Below are 15,375 nucleotides of genomic sequence, written 5' to 3'. Positions count from 1 at the left end.
TGATATGCATCATCGTGCGCGTTTAAATTCCACTCCAGCCACCAACAAAAGCGAACCTTACCGCTCCTTGATTTTGTGATACTGCTCTCAATCGTGGTCTCATTATCGTTAAAATTATCTCGACAATAGAAGTTCTTCCAGCCGGAATATATAACAATCGTCCCAATTGATTGACATTTCAAATCTGCCTCAAATTATCAACTGCACTACAAAATAGTAAGATATAATCTGACAATACCTTAATCATTAACGGAATAATTGATTATGCTACCTCCACACGGACTCCTTCTTGAAAAGCCTCATGCTTTTAAGAGTCGCACAGAATTAGCCATTGAAAAATTTTCCAATAAGGAAAACCCTACAGAGGCAGATTTGAATGCCGTTTTGGTAGTCGGGCAAGTTGAGGATGGAATAGCGAAAATGCTTGGCTATATATTGGATGGCTTAGGTATGAGCCGTTCTGAATTAGAGAAGGAAGCTCACATCTCGCAAAACCTTGGCGAAAGGATGGCCTTATCTAATGATTCCAAGCCCCACCCCAAATGCCATGCTCATGCCATTGTTTCTGGGGCACAACCAAAAGCGGTCACATTAAGAGCTGTATTGGCAAAATTTAAAGTTAGAATTGATGATCCCGATAATGGTTGTTGGCTACCGGAAAACACCGCTGCTAAGATGTTAATGCCAAGGAGTTTAAAAGATGCAGTACCGCACAGCCGAATACACAGAAATAACTATTACTTCTGGCTTTCCAGCTATATCAAAATGTCAATAACAAAAGATCAAAGCCATTTAAGGTTTCAACTTTCAATGATTGAAAATTCATTAAAAACAAATTCCTTCCCTCCTTACGTGATGCTTCCGGCCTCAAAGGAGTATCAGCCTTGATTTATCGTATTCACCCAAACATTAAAGACTATTTAATGGTCACCTTTGACGGTGACAAAGCCCGCGAAGCCCTTGGGGAAGATACCGACTTCTACATGGATGAAAGGCCATTTCCATACCAAAATGAATGGCAACCAATGGAAGTTGGTTTTGATGATGCTTTTGGCGGAAAGAAAAAAGAAATTCCTGATATTTCCTTAAATGTGGGCAAACTTTTTCTTAGCGAAAAAGCATATAACCTATTAAAAGATAAGCTTTCAAAATTTGGGGAGCTTTTACCCATAACATTTGAAGGTAAAAAAGGCTATATTTTTAACGGCTTAACAATAGTAAAAACAGATGAGAAACTTAGTATTCACGACCCCTTGAATGACAGATTTTCAATTGAATTTAACGAAAATAATATTGAAGAAATTTCAATCTTTAAAGCTGAAATTGACTTTAATGGTTACTTTTGTAATGACGAACTGAAAAACATTATTGAAAGTAACAATCTTACAGGCATTAACTTCTCTATTGATGTAGGTAATCCATTCCCTGAAGAGTTAGGTATGAGAAGTACGCATTAAACTGTAAAACTATGACTGCTTGTAGGCGGAGAGCACCTAACTGGACTGGAGATTCTACCCTTTCATATAGAGCACTATTTATTGCTAATAGGTTGGAGCAGTTGATATCTAGATACTAGGAAGCAAGTTACTGTTTCCCGAAATACTCCTCCTACCCTTTAACCGCAGGATATTTCACCAAAGCACCGGCCCTATCTAAATCAAAACTATGAATACTACTTTAGAGGTTTAGCTGGGGCGGTATGGTATTTCTCTGCTAAAAAAATGCTGGGTATATGGTTTGTGTGATTGCCAGTGCCTTCTTTCCTCCACTTAGCGCATTTCGACATCGCTATCAGGTCTCCACGCCTCCAATAAAATGGAATCACTCAAAAATACAGCCACCTTCCCTTTGTATCATTGGGTGCATGATCAAGGAAAAGTAAAGGAAATTTAGAAGGTTCTATATTTCCTTTGTTGAGTAAGTACCTTGAAAGATAACCGCCCCCTCTATGATCGCCCCGAAGTGACGCTATTGTTCTACAGAAATTTGGACATCAATCTAAAGGTCTCCTAGGCCTGATAGCTACACAAGTGGAGAAGGTCCCTTCTAAAGTTTTCTACTCAAGGAGTTAAAGCCCCCACTCACTTATCAAAGAGCCTCCTCAAATTCCTCTTTATTTTCTAATTCATAATAAAGAATATCACTCCAGTACAGACCTAAAGGTGGCTCACTCTCAATATCGTCAAACTTATCATTGAACTGGAGGCCGTAAAATGCACTTGGGGCAGCTTCTGACTTGTTTTTCGCTGCATTTATTACAATATCGGCAGCTACCTCTGGGTCTTCTGGCAGCGCATCAATCGCAGCTCCAGCTTCACGGCAAGCGCTGATTTCGCCTTCAACGTAGTCACGCAGGGCTGCTTCCTCACTTTCATCCATGCAGTTCAGTTCGATAGTCTCAAGTAGTAGATAACTATCCTTATGTTCTTCAAGAAACTCTAATGTTTCATTAAGCGTTGATTCCTGCAGGCCATCAATCTCTTTCCCGATTACTCGCAGAACCTCAATAAATTTTTTTAACCGCGTAAATCCTGTCTCAAAGTCACTGCTGATAGCATAAAGCTGAGTTTTATTATCGGGCGAATCATCGTCAAAGCCATCTGATATCAGTGATGCACACAATTTTGGGTTCCAAGACATGAGCACACGATAAGTGAAGGGGATATTGTATGGCCATTCAGATAAGCCCGAGATAGTGTCGGGGCGGTCTGAGTAGGATTTTGGTTGGTTGCTAAGACTGTAAAGATAAGAACGGTTTGCCATTTTTGATACTCCCTATAAATACCAGCAACAGCATAGCTTTATCGCGTTATGCCCCTTCTGGATATGCAAACTATTAGATGCCAACTTCCTGAGTAGAGCAAGCCGAAAGTGAAATTATTTTTCTGTAAACACGCAGTCGATTGGTTATTGATAGCCAGCAACCTGCTCATAAAACCCGATCAGGTGTGTTAATTGTAGATATCCACAAATACCCTAACGCTATAGGATCTACATTCTACCACCACTATGTTTCTCATTATGTGTAAAGCACTTTTCCAATATCGAATTGATTTTAATCAATTACTACTCTGAATTTATCTAACCGCATCGCTGCAAAACCAGTTAACTTAACCATTGGTAACCAATGCTGTTCATCCAGAATTGTTTCAAACCAGGATCTGCCTCAGCTTAAACTATAAAAGACTCTCACCATTCTTATAATCCACCAATCACCTTTTCCGATACGCTCGCACCCCTTCTCCTTATTCATCGAGTCTAAGACTGTCACGAGGGCAGCCCCCCCTAGTTAGCAGGCTCTTGTTATTCTTGGCACTCCCTTTCCTCCAATACACCACCTCTCTTGATTGAGTACTCGGTATAGTTCCCGGTTACAATATCAAGGATTTGCAGCCAGGAATAAAACTCCGCTTTCTCGGATTTAGCAATTTCCGCTGCTAGCTCCATTGCCGCCTCATTAGTTGGAGCGGAGCCTCTAAAACTTTTTGCACCGCCATTCATTAAATGAATACGCTCGGCAAAGATTGCAAACCTATTGATCGTTCTTCCCATGTCCTTTCTCCGGTTAAGTTTCCCTGGCCATCCGCTAGCCATTCAATAGTGCTTAGAGCAACCCAGATTAAGCACTCAACTCCTTAAATTCTGATTCCAACCAAGCCATACTGCGCTCAACTTCCCGCATCTGCCTTAGTGTCAGCTCCAGTTCTTCACGCAAATTCACACCCACAGAAACCGAAAAGCTGCGTACGTACTTTGTATAGTTAAGGATGCAGATGGCGTACATTGGTCGGTTGTCATAGTCCGACCGATAGCGGCATATCCGGATCGGCTCTCCGTCGAAAATGATGTTTTTGGTTCCCATGACTACCTCCAAGCACAATACTGTATACCCATACAGTATATGATACAGGGCTCAGGACCTGTCAAGATAGCCCGCGTGCCGCTCTACCCTGTGAAGCCCCAGCCTAACCAGGCATTTTGGTCATTAATGGGTTGTCGCTGTCTGTAGCTCGGTGCGCATACTCCGCCGCAGTAGCGGTAATAGCGCTGGTTACCTTTATCAGGTTGTCCACTATGTGCAGTACGAAAATTAATCAGCGATCTCTTTTGCTCAAATAATAATCAGATAGGCGTTAACCAAAGAATCAGCAGTAAGTAGTGCATGGATCAGATCGTCCATTCCGCCCTGGCGTGCGGTGGAGTAGATATACTCGAAGATGTGGGTCTGGTTAACTATCAGACTCAAAGGATTGACTTTAGTCATCTGGAGGTGCTTTGGCGGTCAGTCTTTAAAAGTGGATGCTGTGCCTCTAACATCTGAAGACTATTAGCCAGCCAGCTTCATACTAACCCAGATAGCTGATAGAGAATGACTGTGGTTCACGGTAGCTCCGGGTTATCCACACTTCCCTACGATGGGGCCATGAATTACCAACATAAATTCAATACCGCAGCCGACTTCCCCAATGCCAATCTCTAGTAAAAAGTCTCGAAATTACTGTGGTAGAAAAATATTGTACTGTTGTTCGATACCATTAATTTCTTGCTCTGAAAAAGGCGGAAATCATATTTCCAACATTTTGCACCAAACAGGGAGCAGTCTTTACCCAAAGTACTCAATTTTCTGATTGGTTGTTTGACTTTCAACAAACAGTTTTCTATCTCTCTACTACTCAACTCTTCCATATTTAAAATGTTCATAAGTGAAAGCATCGGCTGGATCATCACTTTAAACTGAGCAGCTGAATAAGCCTTCTCCGATCTTTTAGCTTCGGTAACTTAGAATTGAAATAAGAATACTTTAATTAGCTAACCACTAAACACCTCATTAAATGCAGACCACAATCTAGTTGCATAGCAAGCAGCCATAAATTGACCCAGAAGAAAATAAGCTATGCAATAGATTCTATAAATTCTTATCTACTCAATAAATCATGGAGTGCATTTAAAATTTAGATTACTGATTCCAGTTATCTTGGTCCACCCAACCTCTTCCGAATGTAATCTAACAGTAGTAATCAAGCCTGGATCAGACCAACAATCTAAAAACCGTGCAATAGCAAATGCGTATAGGAAGATAGGCACCAAAATGATCTTATTGGAATTTATTAAGATTGTTTTCAGTGTCAAAAATGCGTAAGGTAAATAGATATTTATCGGTATTTTTGGCCATAGCTGAGCAAGCTTTAATTAGCGAACAACTCGGAATCAAAAGGCTCAAAACTTTCTAAATGGCCCAATCTCGCAAAGGAGAACGGTAGCGTGACATAAAAGTAAGTAAAAGGCGCTGACCCAAGGTGCTACCAACACCAGGGGCCAGCTAACCAAATTGATACACGAACTATCAAAGTGGCTGTAATGGATGATACGCTAGAAACCCGCTCGTCTTCAATAAAGTGGAGCACATTCAGTAACTTGAAAGGCTTTTTCAGGTTCTGGGAGCGTTGTATCCGCCTTTTCTACTTTTACGCCTACCGTTCCCGCGCCCCACCTCGTATTGCCTCAAAACGTCACTCTCTAAGCTTTCCCACAGCGGAAGGTCTCCCCATGGTTTAAGTATCAATAGGAAATGGATATGTTAATTTTAACTCGACGGATTGGCCAAAACCTCAGGATTGGAGCAAACGTTTCAATCGTAGTTTTGGATATTAAAGGTAATCACGTAAGAGTGGGGATAGAGGCTCCCAAATCCCTGCCCGTTCACCGTGAGGAAATTTATATGCGCATCCAGAAAGAGCGAGAGGCAAGTAATGGAGATGGTTGAGAGGCAGATTCTCCCTGTATTGGGCTACTCCATGAGCCTAAACTCCATAGCGAATAGCTCTACGGTTTTATAGCTCTGTATTAGATTCCAATGGATATTCCTTACCAGTATACACCCAGGAAGGGAAACATTGGCCTTGAGACTACGCCCCTCAGAAGCCCGCAACGCGGGCACCTAAAGGGGGTATTCTATTTGACACAGCGAATCAGCTTTGGCTTAGGATGTCAATAACTGCACATCCAGGCCATAACATAGGGAGAAATCTTCCGTACACCTTACCTTCTTCACAAGATCACTATTCATCACCGCCTATACTAGTACAAGCGCCCAATCAGCATTGGCTTGGTTCTCCAACCAATAGCAGCCCTACTCCAATTTTGACTAATAATCGTCGCTTGAATATGAAAAGCTAGCAGCATAAAGTGTGTACAAAAGAGGCCGCAGGTCATATCGCTGTTTGTGTATTAGGCCTCTCAATATTACTGGATTCTCAAATGGAAAAAATTGCCATACTTGTTGATGTGCAAAATGTTTATTACACATGCAGGCAAATCTATAAACGAAACTTTGATTACAATAAGTTTTGGTCGGAAGTGACGGGTGGAAGAGAAGTGGTTAAGGCGGCGGCTTATGCCATCGACCGTGGCGATAGAAAACAGTATGAATTTCAAAATATCTTGAGATCTATTGGTTTTGAAGTGAAATTAAAACCCTTTACGCAAAGATCTGATGGCTCTGCCAAGGGTGATTGGGATGTAGGGATAACTATTGACGCCATAGAATATTCAAACCTGGTAGATACTATAGTTTTAGTCTCGGGAGATGGTGACTTTGACATTCTTGCTCATAACCTTAGATTAGACCGAGGCAAGAAAGTTGAAGTATATGGCGTACCAGAGTTGACAGCTGCCTCTTTGGTTAATGCAGCGAGTAAATTCACCCCAATTGAAAATAAGCTGTTACTCTAATTACTATCTAAAACAGTAGATGGCTCTCATATGCACCTGTAGTCATCTACTGCGCTCTTTTCTTCTTAATGAGGGCTAATACGCTACATCAAGCGATAACTGGTCAATGTGAAATATACATATGATTAGCAACTCATTTGAAACAATTGCGCTCAAAGCAACATCCTTTCCAATTTTGTAATTTAAGGATAAAACTCTATCCTGGAGGACAAAGAAAAAGTACTTCCAGCTGGCTTCATACAGACTACCGATTAGTACGCTCTAGTCAAGGACCTAACAAAGTGAAGAATTTACTGATTACAGGTTTAATCCTCTTCTCCATGGTTACTCAAGCAACTGAGAATGTAGATGTTTGCCCAAACTTAGATCTTGATATACCAGAATCTAAGGCCAAGCCAACAATAAAGACCATACCTGTGCTTCCTAAAGGTAATGGCAAGTACTTACCAGCATGTATAGTGGTTTCGTTTGAATTAGCAGAGATTCCGAAATCAGAAGGTAGAGGACTCATTCCCAGAAAAATAAAGATCGAAGGTTCCTCAAACAAAGCGTGGGACAAACCCATGGAAGTCGCCGTATCTAGATGGCTTTATCTATCAAAAGGTATAGAGTACCGTGGGCGCCAATATGTGATCTATAAGATTCCGGCACAAGCTCCATAGCCGCGTGATTGGGCAGTCGTTGACCGATTAAGCATAGATACAGAGAACCCTGAACAAACCCCCTACTTTAATCAGGTTACATCTATTAAAAATCTCGTATTATTTCCCGATCATCAACCGCGAAGCGGAATTAGATAGCAGGAAAAAGCAACCAATAAAGATATTGGTGTATGTAAATAACTCAATATAAATGCCCTTGCAAATTCGTTACTGATACTCGATTAACTTAATCATGAGCTGGTATAATCACAGCTACTAATTATTTTCTAGCGACCTCAATCGACAAAATATATTGAAATATATTTTAAGTGGTGAGTATTAATACACCCATTTTATATCGATATCTCACTTAGCTCTGGCAAAATGAGTCTGGCTTAAGACACCATTTTGTCTTTCATAACGAATAAGATTAGCGAGATAAATGGCGAATTGGGGAGACACTATCTTCGAATAATACATGTCGGCGCCGAAATGTTTTGCCTTCAAGATATTCCGGCTTACTGATTCTGTCCATTCGAAAATGACGGAAGTCTTTGCGTGCGGGATCCCAAGCTACCAAATACCATAGTGGTGGTAAAATGAGCATAGCTTGTGGCTCAACAACCCTGCTGGTTACAGACCCCTTTGCGTCACAGTACTGGAAACTTAGTTGTAGCCGTTGGAGGAAAGCTGCCTCAAAAGTGGGTAGCAGGGTGGGCTCCATCTCTTGGATATTTGAGATGTCTACCTGCGGTGAAAGCTTACCGATATATAAGCAGTCCAAAAACCGGCGTAAGTCACGCACTTTGTCCGGTGGCAAAGCTTTCTCTATTTTGGCAAGGCCGGCATCTGCGAGACCTGAAAAAGGTAAATTCCCGGCCGCACGCATTGATGCAACACTGATCAGAAGAGCAAAGACTTCGGCAACCGAGAGACGCGCTGTGGTTTGAACCGATTGCGGGTCTAGTTGCAGGCCGCCCCCAGGACCGGGTTCAGAATGAATAACAAAGCCCTCATCGCGCAGTGCGCTAATGTCACGCAACACTGTACGCCTGGATACACCGACCTCTTCTGCTAGGTCAGCAATCGTAGAAGTACCATTTCGGCGAAGGCTGCGCACGATGGCGTCTTGTCGAAGGCGAACACTCATTTTGTAAGAATATGATTAAATGGTGACATTATTTGGCACCATTGGATTTTAATCTATGGCCGTTCATTTCAGCAAAGGAGTTCTGAAATTGCAACGCACACCCGTAATCCCAAGGGAAAGAAAGGGTCCATCCGGTATATGCGGCGTTACTTGAGCCATCCAAGAAAGGAGAAATAAATTGTTTAATCTAACCGATTTCCCTAAGCCCACTCTTATTTCAATCAACGGCGTTGAGTTAGAAGTCTTTGAAGCAGGCCAGCAGAGTACGGAAAACCCAATTGTGCTTTGTCACGGCTGGCCAGAGCATGCCTATTCTTGGCGCCATCAGGTGCCAGTACTTGCCGCAGCCGGCTACCACGTTATCGTTCCAAACCAGCGTGGTTATGGCAATTCATCCCGTCCTGCCGACGTAACTGACTATGACATTAAAAACTTGTCGGATGACCTCGTCGCACTGCTTGACCACTATGGATACAAAGATGCTACCTTTATCGGCCATGATTGGGGGGCAATGGTGGTTTGGGGGCTTGCGCTATTACATCCAACCCGGGTAAATAAAGTTATAAATATGGCCTTACCCTACCAGGCTCGCACAGAAAAGCCTTGGGTCGAGTTTATGGAGGAATTTCTAGGAAGCGACTATTACATCGTTCACTTTAACCGACAGCCAGGCATCGCGGACACTGTGTTAGACGCAAATACTTCACAGTTCCTTCGCAATATATTCCGCAAGAACGTGCCTCCAGCACCACCAGAGCCTGGAATGATGATGATCGATCTCGCCAGAGCAGAAGCGCCACTTGGCGAGCCCTTAATGAGTGATAGCGAACTGGCTGTTTTTATTTCCGCATTTGAGAAAACAGGGTTCATGAGCAGTATAAATTGGTACAGAAATCTTGATCGCAATTGGCAGATCTTGGCTGATGTAGACCCAATCATTCAAAAGCCAGCACTCATGATTTATGGTGATCGAGACTTGATCCCCAAAGCCCAAAACCTAAAAGAGTTCGTTCCCAATGTTGATATAATCAGCCTCGACTGCGGCCATTGGATTCAACAGGAAAAACCTGAAGAAACAAATCAGATAATTTTAAAGTGGCTAGAACAACAGGATGCCACTTAGCGCAAAAGGCCATTTGATATAAAAAATATCTCTGAAATTATCTGAGTAATTTATGGATGTAGTAAAATCTACTATTTTTCATTACTCAGATACTTTTCTCGTACTTGATTAATCATGCCACCAGCCTCTAGCACCTCGATTTCATCCGCTGACAGGTCACTGCGCAGATTAATAGTCTCGCCAGATGACTTAATCAAAAGCTTTACAGAATTGTTTGACTTCAATTGTGCTATTGGCTTTTCAATCACAAGAATTGAATCTTGCTCGAGTCGATCGTAATCATCAAAGTTCCCACTCAGTAGTGGCAGTACACCAAAGTTAATGAGATTGCGCCGGTGGATACGAGCCATGAGAACTTTCACTCCATAACCACTGATAGCAGCTGGTGTAGTGGCTGCACATATCCGTACAATACAGGGTCCAACTACAGCGCTCCTCAATACTGGCATTCAACTGGGAACTCAGAAAAATTTAGAATCTATCTCGTGGACGTAATACGTATCAAGAATGTAATTCCATTAAAATTTTCCAGGAAAGTAATGCAGCATTTTTTGACTCCAACCTAGTCCCCTTCTGTTTATCTAAAATAGTTTTGAATAACACAACAACAATCAATTCACCTGTGTGTCAACCCATGTTGTCCAGAGAAACCCTATAACCAAAACCTACATTTGCTTTTATTAGAATTTATTCTTCGATCTCGGATGGTACGTTTTATTATGAGACTTTAGTCCCAAAACGATTAGTTGATATTTTTAACGCCAAAATAGTAGATAACATGTTGTCTTTATTGACTTACCCGCCTTACCAACGGTAAACTTAGCATGCTATTTATTTTGGCTCCAACCTTTATGACGCCCTCTACCAATTTGGTTATTACTAGTTTCTTACAATTTTACTTTAACCCAAACAAAGTAAATAAATTACGCACGTCAAACCCTCCTCCATAAGGAAACTTTGCCACCATGCACCTTGTGAACAAATTTAAATCTATTAAAAAAGCTTGCACATTTGTCACTTTACTACTGCTTTTTAATCTACACATTGAGGCTTGGGCAAGCACTGATAAGACAATAAAGAACATTTATAATCAGATACGACAGATCTACAAAAACTCAAGAATAGATAAAAATAAGATAAATTCAGCCAAACAATTTTATGTAGATAACGTCACTCCCATTATAAACTCCAACGAATTTATAAGTTTTAGCGGGATTGAATTGGAATACCTATTTCAAGCTACAAAAATTACGATTGCCTATAACCCAGAGATTAAATATGTCGACGACATGAATAAGGTATTAAATTATTTGAAGGTGAAAAATATTATAAAGAAGCGCCACTTGGCCGATCTACAAGAAGCCTATATCGCTACTCGGCAATTTGAATTGGCTAGAGATATGATCAAAAATAAAAACTTAGACTATTTGCAAGCGATACCGAAAGTTTATAGAAATAAAGAAATAGCATCTAACCGCCCTACTATTTGGCAAATAGGGGAAACATCTCTTACACAACGCGCATTTAGTATACCAAACGATGGGCCATTTGTTTTAGTAGTATCAAATCCCTTGTGTAATTTCTCAATTTCAGCAGCTAAATATATTGTTAGTGATAGGGAGTTGGAAATGATTTTCTCTGATTACTCATATTGGCTCACTGAACCTAGAGGAAAGTTGTACATAGAGAGCTTTCTTAAGTGGTCACTAAATTACCCAAAGTTACCTGCAGGATTAATGCATATCGCACCACCATGGCCGGGACACCCTGAGCTTAGAAGCAATATTGGAACTCCTGCATTTTATTTTTTTTCTGATGGAAAACTTACCGAGTCATTTGTTGGCTGGCCTCAAAAGGGAGAGCCTACAGCACTCAATAATGCTTTGACCAATATCAATTTGAACCGCTCGCAGAAAATAGCACCAGAAAATAGCATAGATGGCAAATAAATTTTATTAGATTAGTTTGCATTGTATGCTGAACAGGCCTAAGCAATAAACCTTATATAAGAGGCATAAAAATTAAAACTGATATCAGTGCAGATCATAGTAGACAACTAGTCATAATTTTGAGTCAGAGCAAAATTTGACCTTTTTCCAACAACTTTAATCTAAAATTCAGAGATTGTTATTTGGGCCACAATTAAACCTTTTGAGATCTGTAAGTACTTAGAATTCATTCTTACATCGCTGATTATCTGAATCAGGTATGATCATTTATAGATAGGCAAAACATGAAAAATATCAGAAAAACAGTATCAATCCTTACAGTTACATCTATTTTCTTCTCACTTCAGGCATCTACCCTGGAGAATTCATCTCAAAATCAAAGAAAAAAATTCAACCACAGTAGGTCAATGAAAGATAAACAGCAATATTGGATGGAGAAAAGAAGGAGTGACTTCCTACTTGCTCCAATAAAAAACAGAAAAGAGTTAGACAAGTATTTAGAGATTACTCCAATAGAGAAATCACCCTTAGGTGCACTACCAGAAATAGAGAGAGAAATATTTGTTAACAGTTTAACTTTTACCAATAAGGGGGTGGCTGGATTTGATCATAGCATGCTTAGCTATGACCCAACAGCAACAGAAGTCTACAATATACTTTCGTTATTTGGTACTCAATCCATGACTCCATTTTTACCGGGTTTAACAGTAGCGTCAGAATCAGATAGCTCGATAATGGCAGTATCAAAAATTATGCAAGGCGATTTTATTTTATTGAATAGCTCATGTATATGGAATACTGATATCAGACAATTCTTTTGTGGCCGGCAAGGAATAGAGATTTGCTTCCCTAAAATTTGCTTTTAATATCACGTTTTTTAAATTCCAGGCTACCCTAAACTCTATAAAGCTAGGCAATATTTTCACATTTTTTCCTATTGCTTTAGAAGTTTTACCTGTCTATTATGCCAGCATCAACGCTAACTATATTGAAATAGTATTCATTCATTAAGAGGAATTGCCCGAATGAGACTCCTTAATAAATTAGAAACTAGAATAATAATCTACAGTGTCGCCTTATCAATTACAAAAAGATTTAAATACATGCATTAACCTCACGGAAATATTGATTTTTTCCTTTAATTAGAATTATAGAATATTTCAAATTTTAATATCACACAACCCACCTAGTTCATAAATAATAAAGCTTTTCGCTCATGGCTAAGACACTGGATACAATATCCCATCTTAAGATAAAAATTATTATAAAGAATTATGAATAAAGTAAAATCTACGACTTCCCGTTACTCAGATACTTTTCTCGTACTTGATTAATCATGCCACCAGCCTCTAGCACCTCGATTTCATCCGCTGACAGGTCACTGCGCAGATTAATAGTCTCGCCAGATGACTTAATCAAAAGCTTTACAGAATTTTTTGACTTCAATTGTGCTATTGGCTTGTCAATCTCAAGAATTGAATCTTGCTCAAGTCGGTCGTAATCATCAAAGTTCTCAAAAAGCAGTGGCAGCACACCAAAGTTAATGAGATTACGCCGATGGATACGAGCCATGCTTTTTGCGATTATGCACCTTACGCCAAGAAACCGTGAAGATACCGCTGCATGTTCACGGCTGGAGCCTTGCCCATAATTTTCACCACCAACAACAAAACAGTCACCATTCAATTTCATTGCCCGCTGGTAAAAGTTTTCATCGATACGGGAAAATGTATAGCGACTAATGGCGGGTATGTTTGAGCGCAAAGGTAAAATCTCCGCTCCGGCAGGCAGTATTTCATCCGTAGAGACGTTGTCACTCGCTTTCAGTAATAGCGGGCCCGTTAAGATGTTCGGAAGCTTTTCAAAGTTTGGTAACGGTTTGATATTCGGACCTTTAATCAGCTCAACTGCTACAGGGATTTCTTGGGGTGGTTGAAGTAATGGTCTTATATCTGGCAGATATTCCGGCTCACTAAAGCTGGGATAGTCCATGTCCAGGTCACGAGGATCGGTGATCACGCCCTTCAGTGCACTGGCAGTGGCAGTTTCAGGGCTGCATAAATAGACTTGGTCATCTGCTGTGCCGGATCGACCGGGGAAATTACGTGGCACAGTTCGTAGGCTGATACGGCCAGTGGCGGGAGCTTGCCCCATACCAATACAGCCGCCACAGCCTGTTTGGTGCAAGCGCGCACCAACTTCAAGTAGTTTTGTGAGATCGCCACTCCGGCTAAGCTCTTCGAGCAATTGGCGCGAGGTTGGGTTGATATCAAAAGAGACATCGTCGGCTAAACGACGACCTGCGACAATACGCGCTGGTATGGCGAAATCCCGCAGCCCCGGGTTAGCGGAAGAGCCAATATAGCTCTGGTAAATAGGGCGCCCCGCCACCTCACGTACGGTTACCACTTTATCTGGACTGGATGGGCAGGCGATTAGCGGCTCAAGATCAGATAAATTGATAGTATCCTCTTCGTCATAGCTCGCACCCTCATCGGCTTTCATTTCTACATAATCGCTTTCTCGGTGCTGCTGTTTGAGAAAGGCTTTCACAGCTTCATCGGCAGGAAAGACACTGGCAGTGGTACCCATCTCCTGCCCCATATTGGCGATCACATGGCGGTCCATCGCGGTCAGATTGGCGAGGCCTGGGCCGTGATACTCGACAATCTTATTCACACAGCCCTTCACTGTTTGCCGGCGTAACACTTCCAGGATTATGTCTTTGGCACTGACCCATGGCGGTAATTCACCCTCAAGCTTTACGCCGAGCACTTTCGGCATTTTCAGCGCGAAGGGAACGCCAGCTATAGCCATGGCCACCTGTAGGCCACCAGCACCAATGGCCAGCATGCCCATAGAGCCGGCTGCACAGGTATGGCTATCGGCGCCAAGTAACGTCTTTCCGGGGATATCAAAGCAAGCCATATGTACCGGGTGGCTTACACCGTTACCGGGACGTGAGAACCAAAGTCCAAACTTGCGACAGGCGCTTTGCAGGAACAGGTGATCATCAGCGTTTTTGAAGTCCGTCTGTAGGAGGTTATGGTCTACATACTGTGCGGAAAGCTCAGTCTTGATTTGCGATAAACCAAGCGCCTCTAGCTCTAACATTACCAGAGTGCCGGTGCCATCTTGAGCCAACGTCTGGTCAATCTTTATCTCTATTGGACTACCGGGTTCCAATGAACCGCTCACGAGATGGCTCTTGATCAGTTTCTGTGCGAGGTTCATAGCCATAATGGGTACCCTTCCTTAATCTGGGAAGCTCCACCTGCGGCGCTTCTTAGCCCTGATCATTGTAGTCCGACCCAAGATAGTTACTATGTGTGTCTAAATGCCCTTCTGTACTTGCATGGTTAATTAAGCGACGGACCGATAACCTTAAGCCTCAAAAAATAGGAAAACGCGCTATTCCAAACCTGCCATGAATAATGGTCTTTTGTATTTGTCTTTTAAGAAACAAGTGATCATATCCAACAGCCTCACGTTTTGTGGATAAATCTGTGGCTGTACTTTCCTTGAGGATAATAAGGAACTATTAAGATTTTTACTGTAACTATAAAAGTCAGCGTAAATTTTTTGCTTTTAAAAAAGCTGATAGTTGCCCACCAACCCGTTAATGTGCATGCACCAACCTTCTTTAAAATTTATACATTCCTTTTATTCATACAGAAATACTGCTAAAAAGGGGATTTTTTGTACCGACAAACTCTTTCGATATACAGTAGTCACCTCTGATATTTAAAGCATTAACTGTTGATCCTAGTGCTATCTTTC

At 41.5% G+C, this 15,375-nt stretch carries 15 protein-coding genes; 8 read left to right on the top strand and 7 right to left on the bottom strand.

From position 1 onward, the window contains the following. Nucleotides 1-264 precede the first annotated feature (264 nt). Together ACJJI7_RS12160 and ACJJI7_RS12155 are read left to right on the top strand one after the other, a co-directional pair. Nucleotides 265-888: an AHH domain-containing protein gene (locus ACJJI7_RS12160; RefSeq protein WP_444902055.1), complete on the top strand. Its 624-nt coding sequence runs from the start codon at nt 265-267 to the stop codon at nt 886-888. Next, complete coding sequence (locus ACJJI7_RS12155) at nt 885-1,457, top strand: hypothetical protein (RefSeq protein ID WP_444902056.1); 573 nt, start codon at nt 885-887, stop codon at nt 1,455-1,457. The genes ACJJI7_RS12160 and ACJJI7_RS12155 overlap by 4 nt, the downstream gene beginning before the upstream one ends. Nucleotides 1,458-2,088: 631 nt before the next feature. Here ACJJI7_RS12155 and ACJJI7_RS12150 read toward each other — a convergent pair. The 4 genes from ACJJI7_RS12150 to ACJJI7_RS12135 form a co-directional block, all read right to left on the bottom strand. After that, nucleotides 2,089-2,763 carry a DUF7822 domain-containing protein gene (locus tag ACJJI7_RS12150; RefSeq protein ID WP_444902057.1) on the bottom strand — a complete coding sequence of 225 codons (675 nt, stop codon included), beginning with the start codon at nt 2,761-2,763 and terminating at the stop codon, nt 2,089-2,091. Nucleotides 2,764-3,303: 540 nt separating this feature from the next. Beyond that, on the bottom strand, nt 3,304-3,552 hold the full coding sequence (locus ACJJI7_RS12145) for a hypothetical protein (RefSeq protein ID WP_444902058.1): 249 nt from the start codon (nt 3,550-3,552) through the stop codon (nt 3,304-3,306). Between the two features lie 67 nt (nt 3,553-3,619). Then, nucleotides 3,620-3,862, bottom strand: coding sequence for a hypothetical protein (locus ACJJI7_RS12140; protein WP_020412272.1), 243 nt, complete (start codon nt 3,860-3,862; stop codon nt 3,620-3,622). A gap of 249 nt (nt 3,863-4,111) precedes the next feature. After that, entirely contained in the window at nt 4,112-4,264 is a 153-nt protein-coding gene (locus tag ACJJI7_RS12135; protein WP_444902059.1) for a hypothetical protein, read from the bottom strand. A gap of 1,311 nt (nt 4,265-5,575) precedes the next feature. Between ACJJI7_RS12135 and csrA the strand changes: the two genes are divergently transcribed. From csrA to ACJJI7_RS12120, 3 genes are all read left to right on the top strand, one after another. Continuing rightward, the gene (gene csrA / locus ACJJI7_RS12130) at nt 5,576-5,764 is read left to right on the top strand and encodes a carbon storage regulator CsrA (protein ID WP_353376824.1); all 189 of its coding nucleotides are present in this window, start codon (nt 5,576-5,578) and stop codon (nt 5,762-5,764) included. A gap of 494 nt (nt 5,765-6,258) precedes the next feature. Continuing rightward, entirely contained in the window at nt 6,259-6,732 is a 474-nt protein-coding gene (locus tag ACJJI7_RS12125) for a LabA-like NYN domain-containing protein (RefSeq protein WP_282951389.1), read from the top strand. Nucleotides 6,733-6,869: 137 nt separating this feature from the next. Next, the gene (locus ACJJI7_RS12120) at nt 6,870-7,394 is read left to right on the top strand and encodes a hypothetical protein (protein ID WP_282951390.1); all 525 of its coding nucleotides are present in this window, start codon (nt 6,870-6,872) and stop codon (nt 7,392-7,394) included. A 409-nt stretch (nt 7,395-7,803) separates the two neighbouring features. Here the strand turns inward: ACJJI7_RS12120 and ACJJI7_RS12115 are convergent, their stop codons facing one another. Continuing rightward, nucleotides 7,804-8,493 carry a helix-turn-helix transcriptional regulator gene (locus tag ACJJI7_RS12115; protein WP_475717072.1) on the bottom strand — a complete coding sequence of 230 codons (690 nt, stop codon included), beginning with the start codon at nt 8,491-8,493 and terminating at the stop codon, nt 7,804-7,806. Between the two features lie 208 nt (nt 8,494-8,701). Here ACJJI7_RS12115 and ACJJI7_RS12110 point away from each other — a divergent pair, with 208 nt between their 5' ends. After that, nucleotides 8,702-9,646 (top strand): alpha/beta fold hydrolase, encoded by a 945-nt coding sequence (locus ACJJI7_RS12110; protein WP_282951392.1) that lies wholly within the window; start codon nt 8,702-8,704, stop codon nt 9,644-9,646. A gap of 71 nt (nt 9,647-9,717) precedes the next feature. Here ACJJI7_RS12110 and ACJJI7_RS12105 read toward each other — a convergent pair whose 3' ends face one another. Beyond that, nucleotides 9,718-9,996: a hypothetical protein gene (locus tag ACJJI7_RS12105; protein ID WP_444902060.1), complete on the bottom strand. Its 279-nt coding sequence runs from the start codon at nt 9,994-9,996 to the stop codon at nt 9,718-9,720. A gap of 615 nt (nt 9,997-10,611) precedes the next feature. On the opposite strand from ACJJI7_RS12105, the gene ACJJI7_RS12100 reads away from it, so the two are divergent. Next, on the top strand, nt 10,612-11,595 hold the full coding sequence (locus tag ACJJI7_RS12100) for a hypothetical protein (protein ID WP_444902061.1): 984 nt from the start codon (nt 10,612-10,614) through the stop codon (nt 11,593-11,595). Nucleotides 11,596-11,879: 284 nt separating this feature from the next. Then, entirely contained in the window at nt 11,880-12,461 is a 582-nt protein-coding gene (locus ACJJI7_RS12095) for a hypothetical protein (RefSeq protein WP_282951395.1), read from the top strand. Nucleotides 12,462-12,885: 424 nt separating this feature from the next. Here the strand turns inward: ACJJI7_RS12095 and ACJJI7_RS12090 are convergent, their stop codons facing one another. Next, nucleotides 12,886-14,835 carry an aconitate hydratase gene (locus ACJJI7_RS12090; protein WP_444902062.1) on the bottom strand — a complete coding sequence of 650 codons (1,950 nt, stop codon included), beginning with the start codon at nt 14,833-14,835 and terminating at the stop codon, nt 12,886-12,888. Nucleotides 14,836-15,375: the final 540 nt, after the last annotated feature.

The organism is Microbulbifer variabilis, from assembly GCF_056232115.1.
Note: the sequence above shows the minus strand (reverse complement) of the source record. Positions and strands in the feature narration are given on the sequence as shown.

What these genes read in the sequence shown, in the direction of transcription:
- ACJJI7_RS12100 (WP_444902061.1), top strand. Translation starts at nt 10,612, where the DNA reads ATGCACCTTGTGAACAAATTTAAATCTATTAAAAAAGCTTGCACATTT.
- ACJJI7_RS12135 (WP_444902059.1), bottom strand. Translation starts at nt 4,264, where the DNA reads ATGACTAAAGTCAATCCTTTGAGTCTGATAGTTAACCAGACCCACATC.
- ACJJI7_RS12150 (WP_444902057.1), bottom strand. Translation starts at nt 2,763, where the DNA reads ATGGCAAACCGTTCTTATCTTTACAGTCTTAGCAACCAACCAAAATCC.
- csrA (WP_353376824.1), top strand. Translation starts at nt 5,576, where the DNA reads ATGTTAATTTTAACTCGACGGATTGGCCAAAACCTCAGGATTGGAGCA.
- ACJJI7_RS12125 (WP_282951389.1), top strand. Translation starts at nt 6,259, where the DNA reads ATGGAAAAAATTGCCATACTTGTTGATGTGCAAAATGTTTATTACACA.
- ACJJI7_RS12095 (WP_282951395.1), top strand. Translation starts at nt 11,880, where the DNA reads ATGAAAAATATCAGAAAAACAGTATCAATCCTTACAGTTACATCTATT.
- ACJJI7_RS12140 (WP_020412272.1), bottom strand. Translation starts at nt 3,862, where the DNA reads ATGGGAACCAAAAACATCATTTTCGACGGAGAGCCGATCCGGATATGC.
- ACJJI7_RS12160 (WP_444902055.1), top strand. Translation starts at nt 265, where the DNA reads ATGCTACCTCCACACGGACTCCTTCTTGAAAAGCCTCATGCTTTTAAG.
- ACJJI7_RS12145 (WP_444902058.1), bottom strand. Translation starts at nt 3,552, where the DNA reads ATGGGAAGAACGATCAATAGGTTTGCAATCTTTGCCGAGCGTATTCAT.
- ACJJI7_RS12090 (WP_444902062.1), bottom strand. Translation starts at nt 14,835, where the DNA reads ATGGCTATGAACCTCGCACAGAAACTGATCAAGAGCCATCTCGTGAGC.
- ACJJI7_RS12105 (WP_444902060.1), bottom strand. Translation starts at nt 9,996, where the DNA reads ATGGCTCGTATCCACCGGCGCAATCTCATTAACTTTGGTGTACTGCCA.